Origin of the sequence: Paraniabella aurantiaca (assembly GCF_050309965.1) — a bacterium.
GTDB lineage: Bacteria > Bacteroidota > Bacteroidia > Chitinophagales > Chitinophagaceae > Niabella.
The window spans coordinates 1,941,714-1,961,281 of the sequence record NZ_JBLOSY010000001.1 but is presented as its reverse complement, the minus strand read 5'-3'; the positions used below and the strand labels follow the sequence as shown (position 1 = coordinate 1,961,281).

The following is a 19,568-nucleotide window of genomic DNA, read 5'->3' as shown; positions in this document are numbered from 1 at the left end:
AGTGTACATCTTTGAAGGTAATGTATACTAACTTGCAAAAGTGATCAAAGCATGGCGGAGATCTGCTCCAAAATAAAATCAGCCCGGCTGGTTACAGTGCCTTTAGGTATGTCTGCCAAATCGTATCCATAGCTCATGTAGACTTCTTTCATAGCTTCATAAGTTCTCACTGCTTCTGCCCAGGTTTGCTTGCGTTCTTTATCGGTTTGATATATTTCTCTCCATGGCGGTAATATAAATACGCGACGGTTATAAGAACATAATTTCACCCATTTGTTTACCTTTTTGGTAACAGGCAGATCTTCCATCATCATGTAGCACACTGCATCCACTATACCACGATCGAAGAAAACAGCTTTGGCAGAGGATGTGCTGGTTGTGGCCTCCTGATAAGAGCGCATGCTTTCTTCCAACATTAATTGTGCATATAGCTCTTTGTTATCCCAGGGCAACCCTTCCCCGTTGATGGCAACCTGTTCCTGTATGATACGCCTGGCGTCTTCTGGAATGATGGTAAATCCACGCTTTTCTAATTCATTTAATAAAGTTGTTTTGCCAACACCGGGTCCGCCGGTTATTACAAAATAGTTATGCTGCTGCATGTTACTGGTCATTAAAATGTTCTCTGATATACTGTCGTGCTTCCATCTGAGTTAGCGCCGAAAAATTTCTATAGCGATGATGTACATCAATGATCTCCTCTAAGGCATCGGCTACCAATTGCCGGTTATCCCATGTTTTTAGATGAGCAACCACAGTTGCCAGGCAACCCTTTTTATAAGCGATCTGGCCTATAACATGCACTAATGTATTTCTTACCCTGGCAGTTTCATCATGCTGCAGCTCTATCAATAAAGGCAAAATATCTTCGGGGTGTTTCCTGCCTCTCAATTCAATACCATGGCATATTTCGCGTCTTATTTCTTTATCCTCGTGGTGAAGATATTTTCTCGACCAGGCCAAGACCGGTATAGGGTTCACTTCGCCCATCTTTTTGATCGATCCGATAACAGCGTTCCTGGGGGAGTGATGCACATCAAACAAACCTTTATCGAAAAACTGTTGTACGATGTCAAAATCGCGCTTTCCTATCTCACCGGCAGCATTGATCGCGGTTTGCCTGATTTTAAAATCTTCTTTTTGTAAAAGGAGATTTAATAAAGTAATAACCTGCAGTTGCAAATGTTGCTGTTCGAAATAAATACGTCCGATAGCCAGATAGCCGGCTTTGCGGATATAAGTATCATCGCTGGAAAAATAAACAGTAATACCTTCCGTTGCCGATGAAGAAAGGGCCTCACTGATATTTTTTTTTATAGCAGCTGATAAAGCAGCTCTTTCATCTTTTTTCAAATCATAAAATGCCATAATTTTTATTACCTATATGAATAGATAAAATTAACAACAAGAAGAATAGTCTTCGATATTTGCAGACCAGGCACAAAAAAAATACAAGGAATCTGTGTGACGCGGCAATGCTAGTGGTAGAGTTCCAGGGCTTCATTGTTTACACCACTATCTTTTCTATAAGAAAAAGCAGGCACTTGCGCTGTGGGCAGTGTGAGAGAGAATGTTGTTCCCTTATCTGCGCGGCTGGTAAAATTCAGTTGCCCACCCATTTTCTCAGCAAACTCCTGACAAAGCATCAGACCCAGGCCGGTGCCTTTTTCCGAATCCGTGCCTCTTCTTGAGCCAGACTCTACTCTAAAAATTTTGGTTTGCATGGCATCCGGAATGCCAATACCGTCATCTTTTACCACTATAATACATTTATCAGCTTCTGTTATAGCCGTGATCCATACATGACCACCCTTACGTGTAAACTTGATGGCATTCATTAACAGGTTGCGGATCACCAACGCCAGCATCTGCGCATCAGCCTTCACATGAATATGGCGGGGAAGGTCAACCCCTAAAGATATATCCTTTTTAAGACTGATACTCCGGGCCAACTCTACTACGTGGGTAAGTACTTCTTTTACACCCAGTATCTGTAGATCTGCACTAAGACGTTGCTCCTGGGCACGGGTCCATGCCAATATATTGGAAAGCATAAATGAAGTATTGCGTGTCATACTTAGCAATTGTGCATTCATTTCCTTCTGCTCCCGTTCCTCCAGCTCAAAATCTGCCAACAACTCAAGATATCCCTGGAGTGAAGCTAACGGCTCTTTGAGGTCATGGCCTAAAATAGACAAGAGCTTGTTTTTGGTATTATTGGCTTCTTCAAGGGCAATTGATTTTGCAATCAATTCCTCGCGTTGCCGGTTGTAAGATCTCCTGACGAACATCGTTACAATAAAAATAAATATAACAATTCCCAGGTAGGAGAAAAAAACATCAACAAACCTGCTTGTCGTATCACGATAGGTTAATTCAATAAAATTGGGGTTGGTGTACTCGGCCATCATTATGCCGGAGAGCAATACTATATTAAGCGGTAACCAAATATAATACTGCTTTATTGGAGCCGTTGCCGCTGAAATAAAAAAAGCTACGAGAAATATAATATGGTTCGGGCCGTTAATGCCTGCATTATAATAATAATTTACTACTAATGCTATATTTAGAACAATCTGAAAGAGTGTAGCGCTTACCCGCGAATGACCTTTAAAACGGGATAAATAGTATAATACACCTACTAAAAAAGCCATGCCAACCAATATCAGGAATAGCTCCATCGTCAATAAAAAATAAGAGATAGGCGTATATAAGAGTACGCATATAATAAGTGCAACGCAGGTAGCGTTAAATATCCTTCCTTCTAAGGCAAAATGATCCTTATCTCCAATCAACCATTTCCAATAACGAACCATACTAGTTTTTTATGAGGGCTGAAGCAGCGTCAGCTTTTAGAGGGCATTGTAGCTCTACCAGCGACAATTTAAGCCGTAAAGATAGCGGTTTTGCCGTTCATTACCCACGCCACTATAAAATCCAAAACAAATTTGCAGCACCGGGTGAAGCCTGGTGCTTTTTGCAAAAAAAATGAGCATACTTAATCTAGATTAAGTGACAGAAAGCCAAAGCGCTTTAGCTTCGCATTTCATATCAAAAAATAATTCATACATGAAGCGCTATTTATTTATCGCAGCCGCATTTTTAGGCCTTTCCGCATTTACGTTTAATAATTTATGGAAAAATGATCCGGCTCATTCGCAACTGGGTTTTACTGTAACGCACCTGGGTATTAATGATGTTTCAGGATTTTTTAAAGATTTTACGGTGTCTGTAGAATCAACTAAACCCGACCTGAGCGATGCAGTAGTTACTCTTTCTGCAAAAGCAACATCCATTGATACGAGGATCGAAGCAAGAGATAATCACCTGAAAAGTGCCGATTTTTTTGATGCAGAGAAATTCCCTGAAATTTCTTTTAAAAGCACGGGCATTAAAAAAGCAGGAAAAGATGCTTACAAACTAAGTGGTGATTTAACACTTCATGGTATTACCAAGCCTGTTGTTGTAGACCTGCTTTATAAAGGCAAAACTCAAAACCCAATGAGTAAAAAGGAAACTATTGCCTTCCAGGTTACCGGCAGCATTAAGCGTTCAGATTTTAAAGTAGGTGAAAAATTCCCTGACGGTATGGTGAGTGATGTAGTACGCATTAAAGCTGATGGAGAATTTGCTCAATAGCATATTAAGAGTTTAATAGATAACAGCAACCTACGGGTTGCTTTTTTTATTCTTAATAATCACACTTAACCTACATTATTGCCGGGATATACAGAAGCAGGTAAATTCGTAGTGTAAAAAAGGAGTAGTTATGAAAACATTAAAAGCTTACGTGGTTGCAGATAGCAAAACCAACATGGATAGCTTTAAACAAATAGCCGGAAAATTCGACGGCCTTGAAGTGCAGTATGAAACAGATGTAGAGCAGGCTATCAATACGTTCAGCCTGCAAAGCTTTGACTTGTTGATCATTGACAAAGGCTTATCACACGAAGATTATAACAAGCTGCATAAGGTAGCAGACCTCTTGCATCCCGATGCTGCACTGGTAGCATTTGTAATGACAGATGACGAATTTATTCATTACAAGCTGGCTGGATTATTAGCTAAATGGGCCGATGCTCATTCTGAAAGTAAAACCAATTTTATCGATAACCCTAAATTGTAATCATCAATGAAACCTGAATTTGAAGATATACCCCTGGTGCAAAACGAAGCCAATTCGCGTTTTGAAATAGTTGTAGATGGGCTATACGCTTTTGTTGAGTACGAGGTGGACGAAGACGGACTGGTTGCTTTGGTGCACACCGAAGCCGATCCGGGCTTAGCGGGAAAAGGCGCTGCCGCTGCAGTGGTTGAAAAAACATTATTGCAGTTAGAAAAAGAGGGAAAGCAAATATTACCCTATTGCCCTTATGTATTTGCTTATATAAAAAAGCATCCTGAGTGGAAACGTATAGTCCACCCGAGCTTTCCGGCTTATCACCAGTTTTAATTGGTTACTTTTAGCATAGCTTACTCGTTGATACTATGTCAAATATTGGAATGATACATGAAGAACAGGCGGCTAATATCGGGAACTTCCTGGCAGATCGCTTGTTACCGTTCCGGCAAAAAAGATCAGTAGGGTCTTTTGTATTTATCGACCCTATCGAACCGGTACCAGCAGGGATCAAATAGAAATAGCAAAGCTAAACGAGCAGGAGCAAAACCTCGCCGCTTTTCTCAAGTACCGGGCAATGACCAGGAGTTGGTACCCTTACCCCAACCAAAGCCGGGACAACATCAAGATACTCTTCAATAGCTATATTATTTTAACCATTGGTATAAAGAGAAGTCTATTATGTCATCTCTTGTGGCACCTGTTACTTCTATGGCAATGCGATTATTCCATTGTTTGATCAGGGGCATAAAGGAAGACAGGTTAATATCATCCCAATGTCTCCTGGTTCTTACATCCTTTTCCTGCCATACCAGCTCACCATTGATAAAGATCTTTACATCACCTGAAGCGTAGAGCTTTAAGCCCAATCCTTCCGGCACTTTGCCAAAGTCTATATCCTGGTATAAATAAACATTGGCTCCTTTCTTCACTTCAACAGGTTGTTTACTTTTTTCAAATTTAACAGGCCCTGTTAGCCAATCTGCTGCTGGTTGCTGGTGCGAAGAAAAAATAAATGGCCGGTCCGTTTCTGTTCGCTGATTTACAAAAAGAATACGTCCATCCGCATCATTATAAACGGGCTGATGCAATTGTTTTAATAAGGTTTCGGGAATTTTTACTACTTCCCTGTCGTAGGTGAGCAAGCCATTCACCTCGCCTTTCACATCGGTTGTTTGCGTATAGATAGCAGCCGATAATCCACGCTTTACCATCAGCACCACATTATGCATCAATTCGGTATACTCCTTAATGAGTGTATCGCTTTCGGTATAGGTTTTATATCCCCAGTTTCTTTTATTAGGATCCCATATATGATCTTTTACTACCAGGCCTAATCCTCCAAATTCGCCCAAGACCATCGCCCGCCAGGGATTTTGATCCACCACTCCCATAGCCGGTCCCGGGTACTGGTGCACATCCAGTACGTCGCCTACGCCGCGGTCAGTCCAGCCACTGGGCGCATCCACCAAACGGGTGCGATCATATTGCTGCGTCCATGCCGCGATCCTTTTCGTATCGTATTGTCCCCATCCTTCGTTAAAGGGTACCCACATAGCAATGGACGGGAAAAAGCGCAGGTGGTCTATAATAGCCTTCCATTCTTTTTCAAACTGAACAGCCGATTCCTGAGGTCGAACCCAATCTTGAGGATTATCATGTTTAACAAAAGACGGATGATCGGTTCCCAGGAACCCCGAAGGCATATCCTGCCAAACCATCATCCCTATCGAATCGGTCATGTAGTAGTAACGGGAAGGCTCTACCTTTATATGTTTGCGAATGGTATTAAATCCCATTTCTTTCAACTTAACAATATCATACATCATCGCAGTCTCCGATGGTGGCGTCAATAACCCATCGGGCCACCAGCCCTGGTCAAGCGTACCCAGGTGGAAAACCGGTTTGTTGTTCAGCGCCAGGCGCATGTACCCATTCTTATCTTTGATCATGTTGATCTTGCGCAAAGCAAAATAAGTATTGAACTGGTCAACGATCTTTCCTCTTTTTTTAATGGTGATGGTAGTATAGTATAACTGAGGATTGGCAGGAGTCCACAGTTTAGCATCAGGTATCGGAAGTATCAAACTGTTCTGAAAGAAAAGCGTAGTGTCTTTTACAACGGTATTGCCATTTTTAATGGAGATGTTTAGCTCGTGCGACCTGGTAAGGTTTTCTGCCTGGAACGTAAAATAAACCCGGCTACGATCTACATCAGGCATGGGATATACGGTAGCAATATGTTCTTTCGAAACTGCTTCCAGCCATACGGTTTGCCAAATGCCAGATACCGCTTTATACCATATTCCTTTAGGATCCAAAGCCTGCTTGCCACGTGCCTGTATATCGGTATCTGTAGGGTCCCAAACGGATACTACAATTTCCTGTTCGCGGTTACTTTTTAGGTAGGGAGTGATATTTACCTGGAAAGGATCAGAGCCTCCCTTATGAGTAACGACCTGCTTGCCATTTACCCATACTTTGGTTTCCCAATCCACTGCTTCAAAATGCAGGATAATATTTTTATCGGCCCAATCGGCCGGAATGGTAAAACTGCGGTTATACCAAAGCTCCTGTTCGGGCAACAAAGGCTTGCCAACGCCGGATAAAGAAGACTCAATAGCAAACGGCACTAATATTTTTCCCTCATATTGGGTGGGTTTTGCAGCTCCCTTTTTCTGCACACTATAATTCCAGAGACCATTCAGGTTTTGCCATGCCGCCCGTTGCATCTGCGGCCGGGGATGTTGTTGCCAAACATTGTCGGGGGTTACTTCACGTCCCCATTTGGTAGAAAGCGAAACCGGTGCCGGTTTATAGTCCTGTGCCTGCGCAGCTAAAACTGCCAGGGCCAATATACTGGTTAAGAGTTTGTGCATTAAAACGGTTTTAAGCAGGGCTTGTCAGAAGTAGCTGGTTATTGTCAACGTTGGCCGGTTACCTTTACAGGCTAACGATGTCCAACACAAAAATACCGGCTATCATCCGAAATATGATAACAATTTACTGCAAAATACGGGCCTGTTTATGTTAGCCGGAAATTAGCAGAGAGATAAGCTGAACTATATCAAAAGAAAAGCGATCAATTGCAGATCCCTGCTAAAAAATACGAAGACCCCAAAGCCCGGAGTGGTATGTTAATTACCGGCATATACGGTATAAGCGACCGTTGTACTTATTTTTGAGTATCAATCAAGCATTAAAATTTATGACCGACAATAATAACGGGCAGGCAATAAACAAAAAGAATAGGCAACACTTTATACGAAAACATGGATTTCCCATTTTGATGGGATTGATCATCGTTACTCTTTTCGTAAGCCCGGAAGCAAAGTCGTGGACCATAAGGCAGCTGATGCGTACGGGCCTTTATAATGTGAACATCGAAAAAGATATGACGATGCTGCCACAAATGGAGACAGGCTTTGATTTTGAAGATGAAAAGGGAAATATTCAAAACACATCGTCTTTAAAGGGAAAAGTGGTGTTCATCAATTTCTGGGCCTCCTGGTGCCCTCCCTGCCGGGCAGAGTTTCCATCTATTGAAACACTATACTCGAAATTCAAAAATGATCCTGATCTTTTTTTCCTGATGATCAATGAAGATGATAATCGCGCAGCGGGCAGGGATTACCTGCAAAACAAGGGCTATATTACCCCCATGTTCAAAACCAGATCAGTTGTTCCCGCAAACATCTACAACGGAACGTTACCCACCACATTGGTATTAGATAAGAAAGGAAAAGTCGTCTTCAGGCATGAAGGCTTCGCCAATTATGCTTCGGAGGATTTTATCAGCCAGATTAATACGCTCATCAAGGAGTAACTAAAAGAAACCCCACTCGCAGACCTGTATTGAAGCTATGGCTTTACTATTGCCCAACCTTCATATTGCCGCAAAATAATTTCACCATTAGCACTCGGTACATAATGCACAAAGGGGTACAGCTCCTCCCGCGATATGCCACGACCTGTTAAGGTATTCATACATTGCACAAACACCACACCTTTATCAACCAAAGGTTGCAAGAGCGTTTCGTAATTATTAGCCTTAAGCAACATTTCTATACCGTCGCCAAAAGCCAATAGCTCAATAAATAGCTTGTCCTCCAGCCGGGGATCCTTCAATACATTGGTTATATTGCCAATAATACTTTTTATTTTAGGTCCTGCCTCACTAATCACATACAACGCATGATACTGTTGCAAAGGAGCCGCGGCTATACTAAATGCACTACCACCGGTTTCATGTAAACTATCCATAATTAATCTTTCCCTTTTAAATGTAAATAAAGTGTCATATCATGCCATATTTCCCCACCATGAGTGGATTGAGATACACCCAGGTCTTCAAAGCCGAATTTTTGGTAAAAGCCTGTCAGGTGTTCCTTACAGGTTAATATAACACCGCTCCTGTTTTGCGCTGCTGCCTTTTCAATAAGATGTTGCATCAACTTCCCGGCATACCCGTTGTTCCTGAATACCGGCGCTACTGCCAGTCCGAACACAGATTGCCAGGCTCCATTTTCATCGTGTAATGCTGCATGTTCAAACATGGCATCGTTAATGGTTTTATGACCGGTAACCATACCATTAATATATCCCACTATCTCCCCTTCAGCTTCGAGCAACCAAAAATGTTGCGGAAAAACCTCCAGCCTTTTGACAAAAGATGAAGGCGAGGCCGCTTCGTTAGGTGGGAAACATATATTTTCAATCGCACTTATTGCTGCCAGGTCGTTGATCGTTGCGTTTCTAAAAATCATATAACGATATATGATACAAAGTTACAAAAACCAGGAAAGGTGAGAGCCGCCGCTAACCTGTTCATTGCCGCAACGCTTAAATAGCATTATCACAGCTTGTACATTATTACCGGGCAATAACGGTATAATACTGCCGGTATTTTTTGTATATTCGGTTACCCGATTCCCTCTTATTTAACCCTGCTAGTTATGCTGAACTCTTTATGGTGGATGATCTTTTATGTACTGCTCCTGTTTACCTCTTTGCTATTGGGCATACGTTACGGAACGGTATATAAGAAGAAACGCTCCTGGGAAAGCTCGGGTATTGAAAATGCCATCATAGGCATTTTTGGTCTTATTATTTCCTTTACTTTTTTGCAGGCGGGCAATGCCCATAAGGAGCGATCGGCTAACCTTCACCGGGAAGTTAATAATATTGATATGTTGTACCGCTATAGCCGGGAATTGCCGGACTCCATGTACCAGTATACCCGGCATATGCTGGGCAACTTTTTACAATACCAGCTTGCTTATGAAAAAACGGACGACATCACTACCTTTAGTAATGCCAAAAAGATCAGCGATACTTATTGGCAAAAGCTGCAGCGTTTTAAAGCGGAAGCAACGTCTGAACAGGTAGACATTGTGAATAAAATTGCCGGGTATTTTGAACAGATTACCGCCGCTGTTACCTCATATGCTTATGCCAATTATGAACGAACACCCGTTTTCATTATTTTTTTATTGATAACCGTATCCCTTCTTATTGGCTTTTTGGTGGGCTTTATGAACGGCATCAAAACCCGTGTTCATTACCTGGTTCCGCTTATTTATTTTGTAACCATCTCACTCACCATGCTGGTCATCAGCGATCTCAATAATCCGCGGATTGGTTTGATCAAACCGGCCTACCATCATATACAGGCGGCATATGACTTTATCAAACAGCAATAATAGTGTTGCAGCGTGCTATCAACCATCCGTTGATGCAGATAATACGCAATGACAAAAGAGGATCGTCACTTGGAGCGGAGCGCAGCAAAGTCGAAAGGTCTAGTCTCAATGTTATTAATGCCACAAATGCACGAATAATCCGCCGCCGTTAATACAACAATGTCAGCCCTTTAGTAACGTCATCCCGACTGCAACGAAGTGGAGCGGAGGGATCTCCTTCAGGAATACGTACCGCCCAATACATAAAACCGTATTTCATTTTACAAAAAACAAGTACATTAGCAAAATTGATTGGGGGCCCTATCGAACACTTATTTTGGAGTCAATCAAGATTGCTCATAACCAGAAAAAACAAACCTATATGATCTTTCGAATCCTTCCTTTCCTACTGATTTTATTTACCGGTTGTCAAACTGCATCGAAGACAATTCAAACAAAAACACTGGCTGAAGACAATAAAGATATTGTAGTGCTTTCTTATCTTATAAAAGATTATATGCGGAATACGCGCAGCATTAATTTCACGCTTGACGATATCATAAAAAAAGACACTTTAGGACGGATTACAAAAAACTTTTCCAGTTTAGAGGTGGGTGATTGGCCGGATCCCTGGAGAGGTGGTTATGCTGTATATTTTAAATTCGCAGACGGAAGAAACAAAGACTCCGTTAATCTAACGCAGGATGAAAGGATTCCGTGGAAGGTAACCACTAAAACAAAAATTGGCAGGAACAAGGCGCAACTTGCCAAAAAATTTGACGGTGAAATTCATTTTCATTTTCCTGAAAGAGGGTACCATATTAATGAGATCATACTAAAAAGACCTATGTAAGCTGTAAAGAATCGACCATAGTGACAAGCTTTATGTGGTAACAAATGAAAACGAATGCAAGTCACCTGGCGCCGTCATTCCGATACTTGAGAAGCTGGGGAGGAGTATTTTTACAGATAGTAAAACCACTACCCCCCACAAATAACCAGACGGACATATGCTAATAATCTTACCTCATAGGTGAAACGAATGAAAGTCCCCGTATTGTCATTCCATATAATGAACTTTCCAAAGGAGTTCTTCGAACCTTCGAAGAGCATGGCGGAGCGAAGTCTCCGCCCGGATGGCCCGGTCGCCAGCCCGACACGATCATTCTGGCGGGGACGAGGAGGAATTTTGCTCTATTTTCTGCCTAAACTTTGGAGTTAGTGGTTAGTTAAAAAGACCCCGTATCCATAGCAACCATTTACTGATTATCTGCATCTTAAAGGGTATATAAAAAAATCATGAAAAAGATATGCACGATTATTGCGTGCTGCGCCGCTCTGATGCAGCTAAATGCTCAAACAGTTGTAGTTAACTCTAATGGAACACATTCGATTGTAATAGGGGAAGGATCAGTAAAAACCATCGTCAACTCCAACGGAACGTATTCAACCGTAATAGATAACGGAGGCCCCACCAAAACCATCGTCAACTCTAATGGAACGCATTCCATTTTGATTGATCATGGAGGTTCAACCAAGACCCTTGTCAACTCCAACGGAACATACTCTATGTTTATTGATCAGGGAGGCCCCATCAAAACCCTTGTAAACTCTGATGGAACACATTCAACCGTAATTGACAATGGAGGTTCTACCAAGACGATAGTCAACTCCAACGGAACGCATTCAACGTTTATTGGTCAGGGAGGCCCCACCCAAACCCTTGTAAATTCCGATGGAACGCACTCAACTGTAACCGATCACGGAGGAAGCACAAAACCGATTGTAAACCCCAACGGAATTCATGCAACTGTAATCGACCAAGGCGCAATAAAGACAATTGCAAATCCTAACCGAGCTTATTCATCTGTAATTAGTCATAGAACTGCAGGAAAGAATATTCCTGTCAACAAAACTCATTCAACTACCAAAAAAAGAAAAAAATAGAAAGCACTGCTAATATTTACGCTTTCGTTTGGCGGTAGTAAATGTAAGGGAACCATATCCCGTTTTATAAAATGTAAGTACATTAGCAAAACTGCTTTGGGCAGCCAACGCTTTTTAAAAAATTAAAAAAAATATTTCCGAAATATGCATTTAAATTTTGGGGCCAAATGATCAAATACGTTACCAGCTTCATACTGATGTTGCTGCTCTTTTCGACCTCTTTTAGTCAGATACTCAGGCAGGAAGACTTTATAGAGATTGAACCTCCGGCTCCTGGAACTACGGAGTGGTACCCACTTAACCAAAGTGATCGGGTGATAAAAGTTACTATAAAAAAGGGTGCATTACAATTAGAGCAAACCAAAGCAATGAATGGAGATACGGAATACCAACTTCCCGGTGGACTGTTGCTTTCCCGGAACGGCGGGGAGTTTGGAGGCGGGCTTTTTTATAAACCGTTTGACAAGAGAATTAAAAGGATATTTGTTAATAGTGAATGGAAGGATGAGCAGGTAACGCCGACGCTTCAATTTTACTCGGCCCCTGTGAAAGAAGGGTATAGCAAACCTGAATATTTCAGGCTGCCGGGGGGCAACATCAATTCTTTTTTCAAATTTAACGACACAGTGTTCTTTACAGCCGGTCTGGCACATTTAAGTTCCAATGACGGGGCCTTGTTAAAGCTGGCCATTTCTGGAAAAGATACATTTACTATATCAAAGGTGCTTGACTTAGAAGGTGCTCCTATGACGGAAACGGTCGTTAAAGACACAATAATCTTTGTAACTCACGATGGTTTGCTCGTTGTAAGAGATCTTCAAAAAATAGCCCGTTTAAAAAAGCAGTTCTGGACATCGCTTGCGCCCCAATCTGTTGCTTATTTAAATAGCCATAACCTGTATATTGGTATGAGAGGTTGCTATGCGAAAGTAGATCTGGTTACTAGCTCTGTGAGGTGCTTTAAACTAAAACGGTAAAACCAACCCGTAACTTTTACAAAAAATAACTACATTAGTCCGATAGCTAGTAATAAATACTATTGACAGTTAGAGCAAACTATCCATAGATATATCATAAGCATTTGGAAAACTTTTTCGATTAATACCGGATAAGCGTTCGCAATATTTCGGAATTGCAGGCAGTGCTTTCCGACACGATACCTAATTACGTAAACGACTCATGAGAAAATTTATATACCTGTTTTTTATCTTAACTCAAACAAATGTTTTCGTTTTCTCGCAGACGCAAAACGAAAAGATCGATAACTTGGTTCAAGCTTATACCAATCTGAATAAATTTAGTGGCAATGTTTTAATAGCTGAGAAGGGTAAAATAATTTTTGAAAAAAGTTATGGATTTGCTGACAGAGAATTTGATGTTCCAAATTCAAAGAATAGTAAATTCCGTATTGCCTCATTGACTAAGCAGTTTACTGCTGTTTTAATTATGCAGCTTGTTGAATCAGGTAAGATTGAACTAAATGCTACAATTACCCAATATTTGCCTTACTACAAAAAAGAAATTGGAGACCGGATTACAATACATCAATTACTAACACACACATCAGGGCTCGCCGAATATACAGAAAGAGATGATTTCTTTTCCGACATCAGTAAGCATTCGTATACACATAAAGAGTTCGTTCAGAAATTTTGTAGCGATAGTCTTTTATCAAAACCCGGAACCCAATATAAATACTCAAACACAGGGTATTATATTTTGGGAACCATCATCGAAGAAATTACTAAAAATAATTATGCAGATGTGTTACAGAAAAACATCCTGGATGTTGCTGGAATGAAAAATACTGGTGTTGAAAATTCATCAACAATTATTAAACAACTGGCAAAAGGATATAATTTCAAATCTGGCATTTATTTGAATGCCGACTATATAGACATATTATCTACTATTTTTTCGGCCGGGGCTATTTACTCAACAACCGGCGACCTGTTTTTATGGGATAAGGCATTTTATACAGATCAATTACTTACCCAAAAAAGTAGAGAACTAATGTTTACGGCTACTTTGGCAAATTATGGATACGGAGTGGGAATAACCAAATTTTTTGTTACAGACTTAAACAAAGAAATGCACTTTATTTTTCATCAGGGAGCAATTAATGGATTCCGATCTATAATGACACATATTGTCAATGAAAATGTTTTAATCGCAATGCTCTGCAATAATTTTGATACCGACTTAAATCCAATTAGTAATGGAATATTTTCCATTCTTCATAACCAACAATATACAATTCCGAATGAATGAACCTGTCAACCAGTTAAGGCTACCTGTAACATGGTATTGGCAATAGTAGGGCTGCAGAAAAATGCTCGACATTGGTATTTCTATTGTCGCACCATCGTAATCCCGATTATTCCTGGTCAATAAGTTTTTCACCTGTAATGGAAGCCATTTTGTTCTACAAAAAATAACTACATTAGCAAAACTGCTTAGGAAGCTAATGGGAACACCAAAGATTGCCCAGGAGCTATTAACAATATTATTCACAAATAAAGCGGGCTCTACGTAGCTTCATAAGTATTTATCACCGATTAATAGATATTTGTTTCGCATATAAACGAGTTGTGCGTCATTTTAAACCGACATCCTTTTCAAATTTTAATTCATAAAAATGGCTTGGAATAAATATTACATCATTATTAAGTCACCCAGGTTGACAGACACTAAAGAAATTTTGACAAAATTAAATCTGGGACAATACGAACCGAAAGAAGAAGTGCCTTTGCATTATTCCAACAAACCTGATACGCTGTTTACCGGCTTTTACAATGACAACTTTATTGTTGTTCATCCTGACTTAGCATTTCACTTTTTTGGCAAGACACAAACAGAAACTGAAAAAGTATTCATTGACACATTTCCTGACAGCGAAATTGCAGTACTTGTAGAGAACAGCACCGTTGGACTGTACAGTTATGCAATTATTGATAGTGGAGAAAAGATCCGCATGAAAGATGGTTGCGATGGAGAAATTTATAATGATACCGGCGACTTGCTGCCAGAAGAGAAAGAAATTTTAAGTCAGAAAATATTTGAAGACGAAGAAGTTGAAGAAATGAAGGAAGACGGTATGACCGATGAAGAAATAACAGCAATGATAAATCACGAAGCAAGTGGGAGAGTTCCAAACTTATTGACAAAACGTTACTTCGGCCAAACAGTCGGTTCTATTGACACAGACAAAATAATGTTGACTAAGTACGAGTAACACAAAACGAACGCACAACATTGGGTTTATGCTTACTGGCTGACGAATCACGGAATACCAGCACTGCAGAAGCCATGGCCGTTGGCAACCAATAAGTTTTTCTATAGTAGCAAATTACAGGAAGCCTTATTTCGTTTTACAAAAAATAACTACATTAGCAAAACTGCTTCGGGGAAACTAATGGCAACACCAAAGATTGCCCGATAGCTGCTAAACAATATTATTGACAATTAAAGCGGCCTCTTCGTAGACTTAACACGGACACCTATTTCGCATATCTCTAAGTTGTTGGCAATTTTATGACATCCTGAACAAGCTAAGAAACAATGGCATATATAATGGTTGACGTAGAAAGTGATGGCCCTATTCCAGGCGACTTTTCTATGATATCTTTTGGAGCAGTTTTAGTTGATGAAGAACTTGACAAAACATTTTATGGAAAACTGAAACCAGTTTCAGACAAATTTATTCCAGAAGCCCTTGCTGTTTCTGGATATTCAAGAGAAGAAACGCTGGCATTTGGAGAGCCCAAAACTGTTATGACAAACTTTGCAGATTGGATTAAAATAAATTGCAAAGACAGACCCATTTTTATTAGTGATAATAACGGTTTTGATTGGATGTTCATTTGTTGGTATTTCCACCACTTCATAGGAGTAAATCCATTTGGCTTTAGTTCTCAAAATTTGGGCAGCTTATATAAAGGAATTGAAAAGGATACTTTCAAGACATTTAAACACTTACGGAAAACAAAACACACTCATAACCCGGTGGACGATGCGAAGGGGAACGCAGAAGCATTATTGACAATGAAAAAAGAGTTTGGACTAAAAATAAAATTCTAATGGCATATTCAATTAAGAAAAATGAAATTATAGATTATCCCCTATAAATATTATGGCTTATGAATAAATAGAGGATTTTAAAATCACTCTAAATTAAACTTCAAACTCAATGACAAAGAGTATTATAGAATTTACTTGTTTTGAAAATGATGATCCCTTAGAAATACAACTTGAGCCTGAGGCTATTGTTTTCATTGTTAAGAATGGCAAAAGTTTAAAGTTTATTGGAACAAGTGACATTAACGATTTCCATTGGGCTGTTAGAGTTGACCACAAGGCAAAAGGAGTTCAACTTTTCCCAGAAAGTTTAGGAAACTATTCAATAGAGATATTTGAAAATAATGAGCTTCTTGAAGACTGGTAGAAGGATATGCGATGGAAGATAACAAACACACAACAGATAGGCGTTATTGTGGTTGGCGAATATATTCTTAACCTTTTATTCACTATTAGCTTATTCTAAATTAACATAAACAAAATTCTAACTACGTAAGTCGGTGTGCTGTTTTACATTAGCAAAACTGCTTGGGAGCCAATGGAAACGCCAAAGATTGCCCGAAAGCTACTAACAATATTATTGACAATTAAAGCAGCCTCTACATAGGCATCGCAAGTATTTATAAACGATTAGTGGATACTAGTTTCGTATATTTCGGAGTTAGCTGCTATATTCTGACCAACCATAATTCAAGAAACGAGAATGAAATTATTTGATTTTTTCAGAATATTTAGACAAGAGACCACATCAAGAAGTAAAGTTAAAATAGACAGTTACCTACCTTCATTTTGGGAGGACGACTATTGCCAAATCGAAATTGTTCCGATTGAAAATAAAGAATACATCATAAAGACGATTGAACAAATAAACGACCTTGCTGACAAGTCAGGAACAGATTCTGGATTTACTGAAACATTTGTACGAGGACAAATGCCTACTACGACTTTTTCAAAAGAAATTCGAACAGACTATCTGCAACAACTATTGACAGGCTTTGAATTTGAAAAAGCAAAAAAAATCAACTATGACAGTCATAAAATTCTTGACTGCGAAACAGGAATAATCAAAGCATTTGGTTTCTCGAACTTCACTGTATTTTTTGAAACTCAAGAGGACTTTGTGAGAAATATTTGGCTCTCAATTAACTTAATAGTTTCAGTAAAACAATACGACTTGATTAAATCAGCTTTACATAGTTTAGGCGAAGAATGTGAGATGGTTTTAGTTGACTGGAATAGCTTGGAATTGTTCGACTTGAGAGACATAAATCTGATTGACAAATATTTGATGGACTATTGGAAATAATACAGCAACTAAAAAGAGTTTTCTCGCCACGGTTGGTTTTTCGCCTACTGCTCCATTGCCTGATTAATAATTTGCCAATAAAATGCCTGCTCGTAACACACCTTGGAATCGCAAAAAGGGCAAACATAATTTAATATCTAAAAGCATATTCCGGCAACACCGGAGGAATAAGCTTGTTGTACAGGTCCCGTCAGGGACCATCCATTGGTAGAAAGCCCAAATAGCCAGGTTATCGCGTGCCGTAGGTACGCAACCCAATAAGCTTCTCGCCGCAGTTCGTGTTTTTCACCAACTGTTCAGGTAAACAATAAAGATGCTTGCTGGTGAGCAACACCAGCAAGGACGCAAAGAAACCCCAACACTGCGGAAAGCCTTTCGGCTCGCGGTTTATAGTGAGCGCAATATGGAAGAACGTAGCAAGCGGGGCTGTATGACGTTTGTGATCCATTTTGATGCCTTTGTTGGTGTTTTTCACCAACAAAGTATTTTCGGTTATACAGCTGTTTTTGGCCTTTGGTAAGCAAAAGAAAGCGAGCGTAATATGGAAGAACATAGCTAGCGGGGTTGTATGATATTTGTGGCCCATTTTAAAACATTTTCGATATAAAATTAGCATGTTAAAGGGCCGGTTTATTTTTTTGATCCCTTTTGATCCCTTCTGATCTCTTGTGATCTCTTATGCCCCTTCCTGATCCCTTATGATCCCTCAACGCACGTTTTCTGTATCCTTTCTGTATCCTGGCTGTATCGTTTCTGTATCGTTTGTATATCGCTCCTGTATCCTGGCTGTATCGTTCGTGTATCCTTTCTGTATCGGTAGGGGCCGCATTTGGTGTTTTTGTATCGTCCTAAATTAGCTATACAGGTTAAATAATAAGTCCTGATATAGTTATACGAATATAATTTTCAATCCTGTAATGACTATACAGTTGCTTTTTCAAAATTATAATTTTGGTTATAGTTCTTCCATCTTTTATTAATCTTTCCGGATTTAAAATGGGCTTGATCAGGGGTCATGTAGTCGCAACTGGCATGCGGCCTTAAGCTATTATACGCATTGATACTTTTATTGATAACATAATTGGTCTGCTCAAAACCAAGCTGGTTATTATACAAATTAAATTCCGTTTTTATTATTCCATTTACTCGTTCTGCCAATGCATTTTCATATGGATCGCCATTTTCAGTCATGCTGATTGCTATTTTATTTTCCAGCAACAGGTTTACATATTGATGGGAACAATATTGAGAACCTCTGTCAGAATGATGGATAAGCTGCTCATTATATATTCTGTTATTTAAAGCCATTTTTAAAGCTTCTATACACCCCTCAGCGGACAGGTCATTGCGGAAGCTGTAGCCCATAATTTTCCTGGAATAAGCGTCTGTAATTAAACTTAGATATCCCCATTGATTACTTATACGGATGTAGGTAATATCACTGACCCAGATTTGTTCGGGCCTGGTTATTGACACAGACTTTATCAGGTTGCCATATTTACGCATCCAGTGCCTTGAGTCCGTTGTAATAACTTTTCTTTTTCTACGACGGATCAACAGCATGTGCTCTGCCAATAAATCAAAAAGATAATCTCTTCCTATACTGATTTTATGAGAAACAAGCCTGTGCTGTAATAGGTAATGAAGTTTGCGGGTACCTAATGCCGGTAATTCTTTGCGGATATTAATTACTTCCTGGATAATAACATCTTCTTTGACCAGGCAGTTTTCTTTGCGCCATAATGCATCGTAATAAGCATGTCTTGTTTTGCCAAACAGTCTGCATAACACAACCATCCCTTTATCCGGGTGATCCTGTTTCATTTTTATGACTGCCTGGCACCAGACTTTTTTCTAATATCAATTTTTAATTGTTCTTCGGCCACATCAATTAAAGTATTCAGCGCTTTTATCTTTAGCTCAGCCTCTTCCAATGCTTTTTGCAGAGCCGCTGTTTGTAACACTTCTTTACTTTTTTTCTTTTTACTCATGGACTCATGCTTTTCTATACAAATCTCTACGTTTTCTGCTTTATATTGATGAAGCCATGACCTGATGGTGCTTGAAGAATTGATTTTATAGGCATCCTGAGCTTCTTTGACGCTCATTCGTTTTTGCTCGATAGCACTGACAATGGTGCGTTTTTGAAGTTTTGTATATGTTTTTCGCTTGATATGCTCATGATAATTTGTTGAACCATATTTTTTTAACCAGATATTTAAGGTGGATACTCCAAAACCATAAATTCGCATGGCTTCTTTTCTGGGCAATCCTTCTTCCACTTCTTTTACAATTTTTAAAATCAATCGTTTGTCATAACGTGACTGTCCGTCAGATCTGGAAACATAATTTGTTGGTTGATTTGATTCCATATACACTTGTTTGGTGTATAGCTATCTTAGGACAAGACATTTTCACCAACTGGCCAAGTGCACAA

The 19,568-nt window shown here is 39.7% G+C and carries 23 protein-coding genes; 14 read left to right on the top strand and 9 right to left on the bottom strand.

What is annotated here, in order from left to right:
- Positions 1-44: 44 nt before the first annotated feature.
- The 3 genes from ACLOAU_RS08445 to ACLOAU_RS08435 form a co-directional block, all read right to left on the bottom strand.
- Positions 45-602, bottom strand: a complete 558-nt coding sequence (locus ACLOAU_RS08445; RefSeq protein WP_427861425.1) for an AAA family ATPase — start codon at positions 600-602, stop codon at positions 45-47.
- 1 nt (position 603) lies between these two features.
- Positions 604-1,368, bottom strand: a complete 765-nt coding sequence (locus ACLOAU_RS08440) for a HEAT repeat domain-containing protein (protein WP_427861424.1) — start codon at positions 1,366-1,368, stop codon at positions 604-606.
- 110 nt (positions 1,369-1,478) lie between these two features.
- Positions 1,479-2,816 (bottom strand): sensor histidine kinase, encoded by a 1,338-nt coding sequence (locus ACLOAU_RS08435; protein WP_427861423.1) that lies wholly within the window; start codon positions 2,814-2,816, stop codon positions 1,479-1,481.
- A 253-nt stretch (positions 2,817-3,069) separates the two neighbouring features.
- On the opposite strand from ACLOAU_RS08435, the gene ACLOAU_RS08430 reads away from it, so the two are divergent.
- The 4 genes from ACLOAU_RS08430 (at position 3,070) to ACLOAU_RS08415 (ending at position 4,638) form a co-directional block, all read left to right on the top strand.
- Positions 3,070-3,639 carry a YceI family protein gene (locus tag ACLOAU_RS08430; RefSeq protein ID WP_427861422.1) on the top strand — a complete coding sequence of 190 codons (570 nt, stop codon included), beginning with the start codon at positions 3,070-3,072 and terminating at the stop codon, positions 3,637-3,639.
- A 130-nt stretch (positions 3,640-3,769) separates the two neighbouring features.
- Entirely contained in the window at positions 3,770-4,126 is a 357-nt protein-coding gene (locus ACLOAU_RS08425; RefSeq protein ID WP_427861421.1) for a hypothetical protein, read from the top strand.
- 6 nt (positions 4,127-4,132) lie between these two features.
- Positions 4,133-4,453: a GNAT family N-acetyltransferase gene (locus ACLOAU_RS08420; RefSeq protein WP_427861420.1), complete on the top strand. Its 321-nt coding sequence runs from the start codon at positions 4,133-4,135 to the stop codon at positions 4,451-4,453.
- A gap of 50 nt (positions 4,454-4,503) precedes the next feature.
- Complete coding sequence (locus ACLOAU_RS08415; RefSeq protein WP_427861419.1) at positions 4,504-4,638, top strand: hypothetical protein; 135 nt, start codon at positions 4,504-4,506, stop codon at positions 4,636-4,638.
- Between the two features lie 129 nt (positions 4,639-4,767).
- On the opposite strand, the gene ACLOAU_RS08410 is transcribed toward ACLOAU_RS08415, so the two are convergent.
- On the bottom strand, positions 4,768-6,999 hold the full coding sequence (locus tag ACLOAU_RS08410; RefSeq protein WP_427861418.1) for a glycoside hydrolase family 2 protein: 2,232 nt from the start codon (positions 6,997-6,999) through the stop codon (positions 4,768-4,770).
- 329 nt (positions 7,000-7,328) lie between these two features.
- Between ACLOAU_RS08410 and ACLOAU_RS08405 the strand changes: the two genes are divergently transcribed.
- The gene (locus ACLOAU_RS08405; protein ID WP_427861417.1) at positions 7,329-7,946 is read left to right on the top strand and encodes a TlpA family protein disulfide reductase; all 618 of its coding nucleotides are present in this window, start codon (positions 7,329-7,331) and stop codon (positions 7,944-7,946) included.
- Between the two features lie 35 nt (positions 7,947-7,981).
- Here ACLOAU_RS08405 and ACLOAU_RS08400 read toward each other — a convergent pair whose 3' ends face one another.
- Together ACLOAU_RS08400 and ACLOAU_RS08395 are read right to left on the bottom strand one after the other, a co-directional pair.
- Entirely contained in the window at positions 7,982-8,383 is a 402-nt protein-coding gene (locus ACLOAU_RS08400) for a DsrE family protein (protein ID WP_427861416.1), read from the bottom strand.
- Positions 8,384-8,385: 2 nt separating this feature from the next.
- Positions 8,386-8,886, bottom strand: coding sequence for a GNAT family N-acetyltransferase (locus ACLOAU_RS08395; protein ID WP_427861415.1), 501 nt, complete (start codon positions 8,884-8,886; stop codon positions 8,386-8,388).
- Positions 8,887-9,075: 189 nt separating this feature from the next.
- Between ACLOAU_RS08395 and ACLOAU_RS08390 the strand changes: the two genes are divergently transcribed.
- The 9 genes from ACLOAU_RS08390 to ACLOAU_RS08350 all read left to right on the top strand — a co-directional run bounded on the left by ACLOAU_RS08390 (position 9,076) and on the right by ACLOAU_RS08350 (position 17,131).
- On the top strand, positions 9,076-9,822 hold the full coding sequence (locus tag ACLOAU_RS08390) for a bestrophin-like domain (protein ID WP_427861414.1): 747 nt from the start codon (positions 9,076-9,078) through the stop codon (positions 9,820-9,822).
- A gap of 361 nt (positions 9,823-10,183) precedes the next feature.
- A complete protein-coding gene (locus ACLOAU_RS08385) occupies positions 10,184-10,654 on the top strand; it encodes a hypothetical protein (RefSeq protein WP_427861413.1) in 471 nt (156 codons plus the stop codon).
- 446 nt (positions 10,655-11,100) lie between these two features.
- The gene (locus tag ACLOAU_RS08380) at positions 11,101-11,748 is read left to right on the top strand and encodes a hypothetical protein (RefSeq protein ID WP_427861412.1); all 648 of its coding nucleotides are present in this window, start codon (positions 11,101-11,103) and stop codon (positions 11,746-11,748) included.
- A gap of 167 nt (positions 11,749-11,915) precedes the next feature.
- Positions 11,916-12,725 carry a hypothetical protein gene (locus ACLOAU_RS08375; protein WP_427861411.1) on the top strand — a complete coding sequence of 270 codons (810 nt, stop codon included), beginning with the start codon at positions 11,916-11,918 and terminating at the stop codon, positions 12,723-12,725.
- Between the two features lie 202 nt (positions 12,726-12,927).
- The gene (locus ACLOAU_RS08370) at positions 12,928-14,019 is read left to right on the top strand and encodes a serine hydrolase domain-containing protein (protein WP_427861410.1); all 1,092 of its coding nucleotides are present in this window, start codon (positions 12,928-12,930) and stop codon (positions 14,017-14,019) included.
- 367 nt (positions 14,020-14,386) lie between these two features.
- On the top strand, positions 14,387-14,983 hold the full coding sequence (locus ACLOAU_RS08365; RefSeq protein ID WP_427861409.1) for a hypothetical protein: 597 nt from the start codon (positions 14,387-14,389) through the stop codon (positions 14,981-14,983).
- Positions 14,984-15,321: 338 nt separating this feature from the next.
- The gene (locus tag ACLOAU_RS08360) at positions 15,322-15,828 is read left to right on the top strand and encodes an exonuclease domain-containing protein (protein ID WP_427861408.1); all 507 of its coding nucleotides are present in this window, start codon (positions 15,322-15,324) and stop codon (positions 15,826-15,828) included.
- A 109-nt stretch (positions 15,829-15,937) separates the two neighbouring features.
- Positions 15,938-16,192 (top strand): hypothetical protein, encoded by a 255-nt coding sequence (locus tag ACLOAU_RS08355; RefSeq protein ID WP_427861407.1) that lies wholly within the window; start codon positions 15,938-15,940, stop codon positions 16,190-16,192.
- A gap of 336 nt (positions 16,193-16,528) precedes the next feature.
- Positions 16,529-17,131: a hypothetical protein gene (locus ACLOAU_RS08350; protein WP_427861406.1), complete on the top strand. Its 603-nt coding sequence runs from the start codon at positions 16,529-16,531 to the stop codon at positions 17,129-17,131.
- Between the two features lie 229 nt (positions 17,132-17,360).
- Here ACLOAU_RS08350 and ACLOAU_RS08345 read toward each other — a convergent pair whose 3' ends face one another.
- The 3 genes from ACLOAU_RS08345 to ACLOAU_RS08335 all read right to left on the bottom strand — a co-directional run bounded on the left by ACLOAU_RS08345 (position 17,361) and on the right by ACLOAU_RS08335 (position 19,503).
- The gene (locus ACLOAU_RS08345) at positions 17,361-17,717 is read right to left on the bottom strand and encodes a hypothetical protein (protein ID WP_427861405.1); all 357 of its coding nucleotides are present in this window, start codon (positions 17,715-17,717) and stop codon (positions 17,361-17,363) included.
- Between the two features lie 335 nt (positions 17,718-18,052).
- Positions 18,053-18,955 carry an IS3 family transposase gene (locus tag ACLOAU_RS08340; RefSeq protein WP_427861404.1) on the bottom strand — a complete coding sequence of 301 codons (903 nt, stop codon included), beginning with the start codon at positions 18,953-18,955 and terminating at the stop codon, positions 18,053-18,055.
- 2 nt (positions 18,956-18,957) lie between these two features.
- Complete coding sequence (locus ACLOAU_RS08335; RefSeq protein ID WP_427861403.1) at positions 18,958-19,503, bottom strand: hypothetical protein; 546 nt, start codon at positions 19,501-19,503, stop codon at positions 18,958-18,960.
- Positions 19,504-19,568 lie beyond the last annotated feature (65 nt).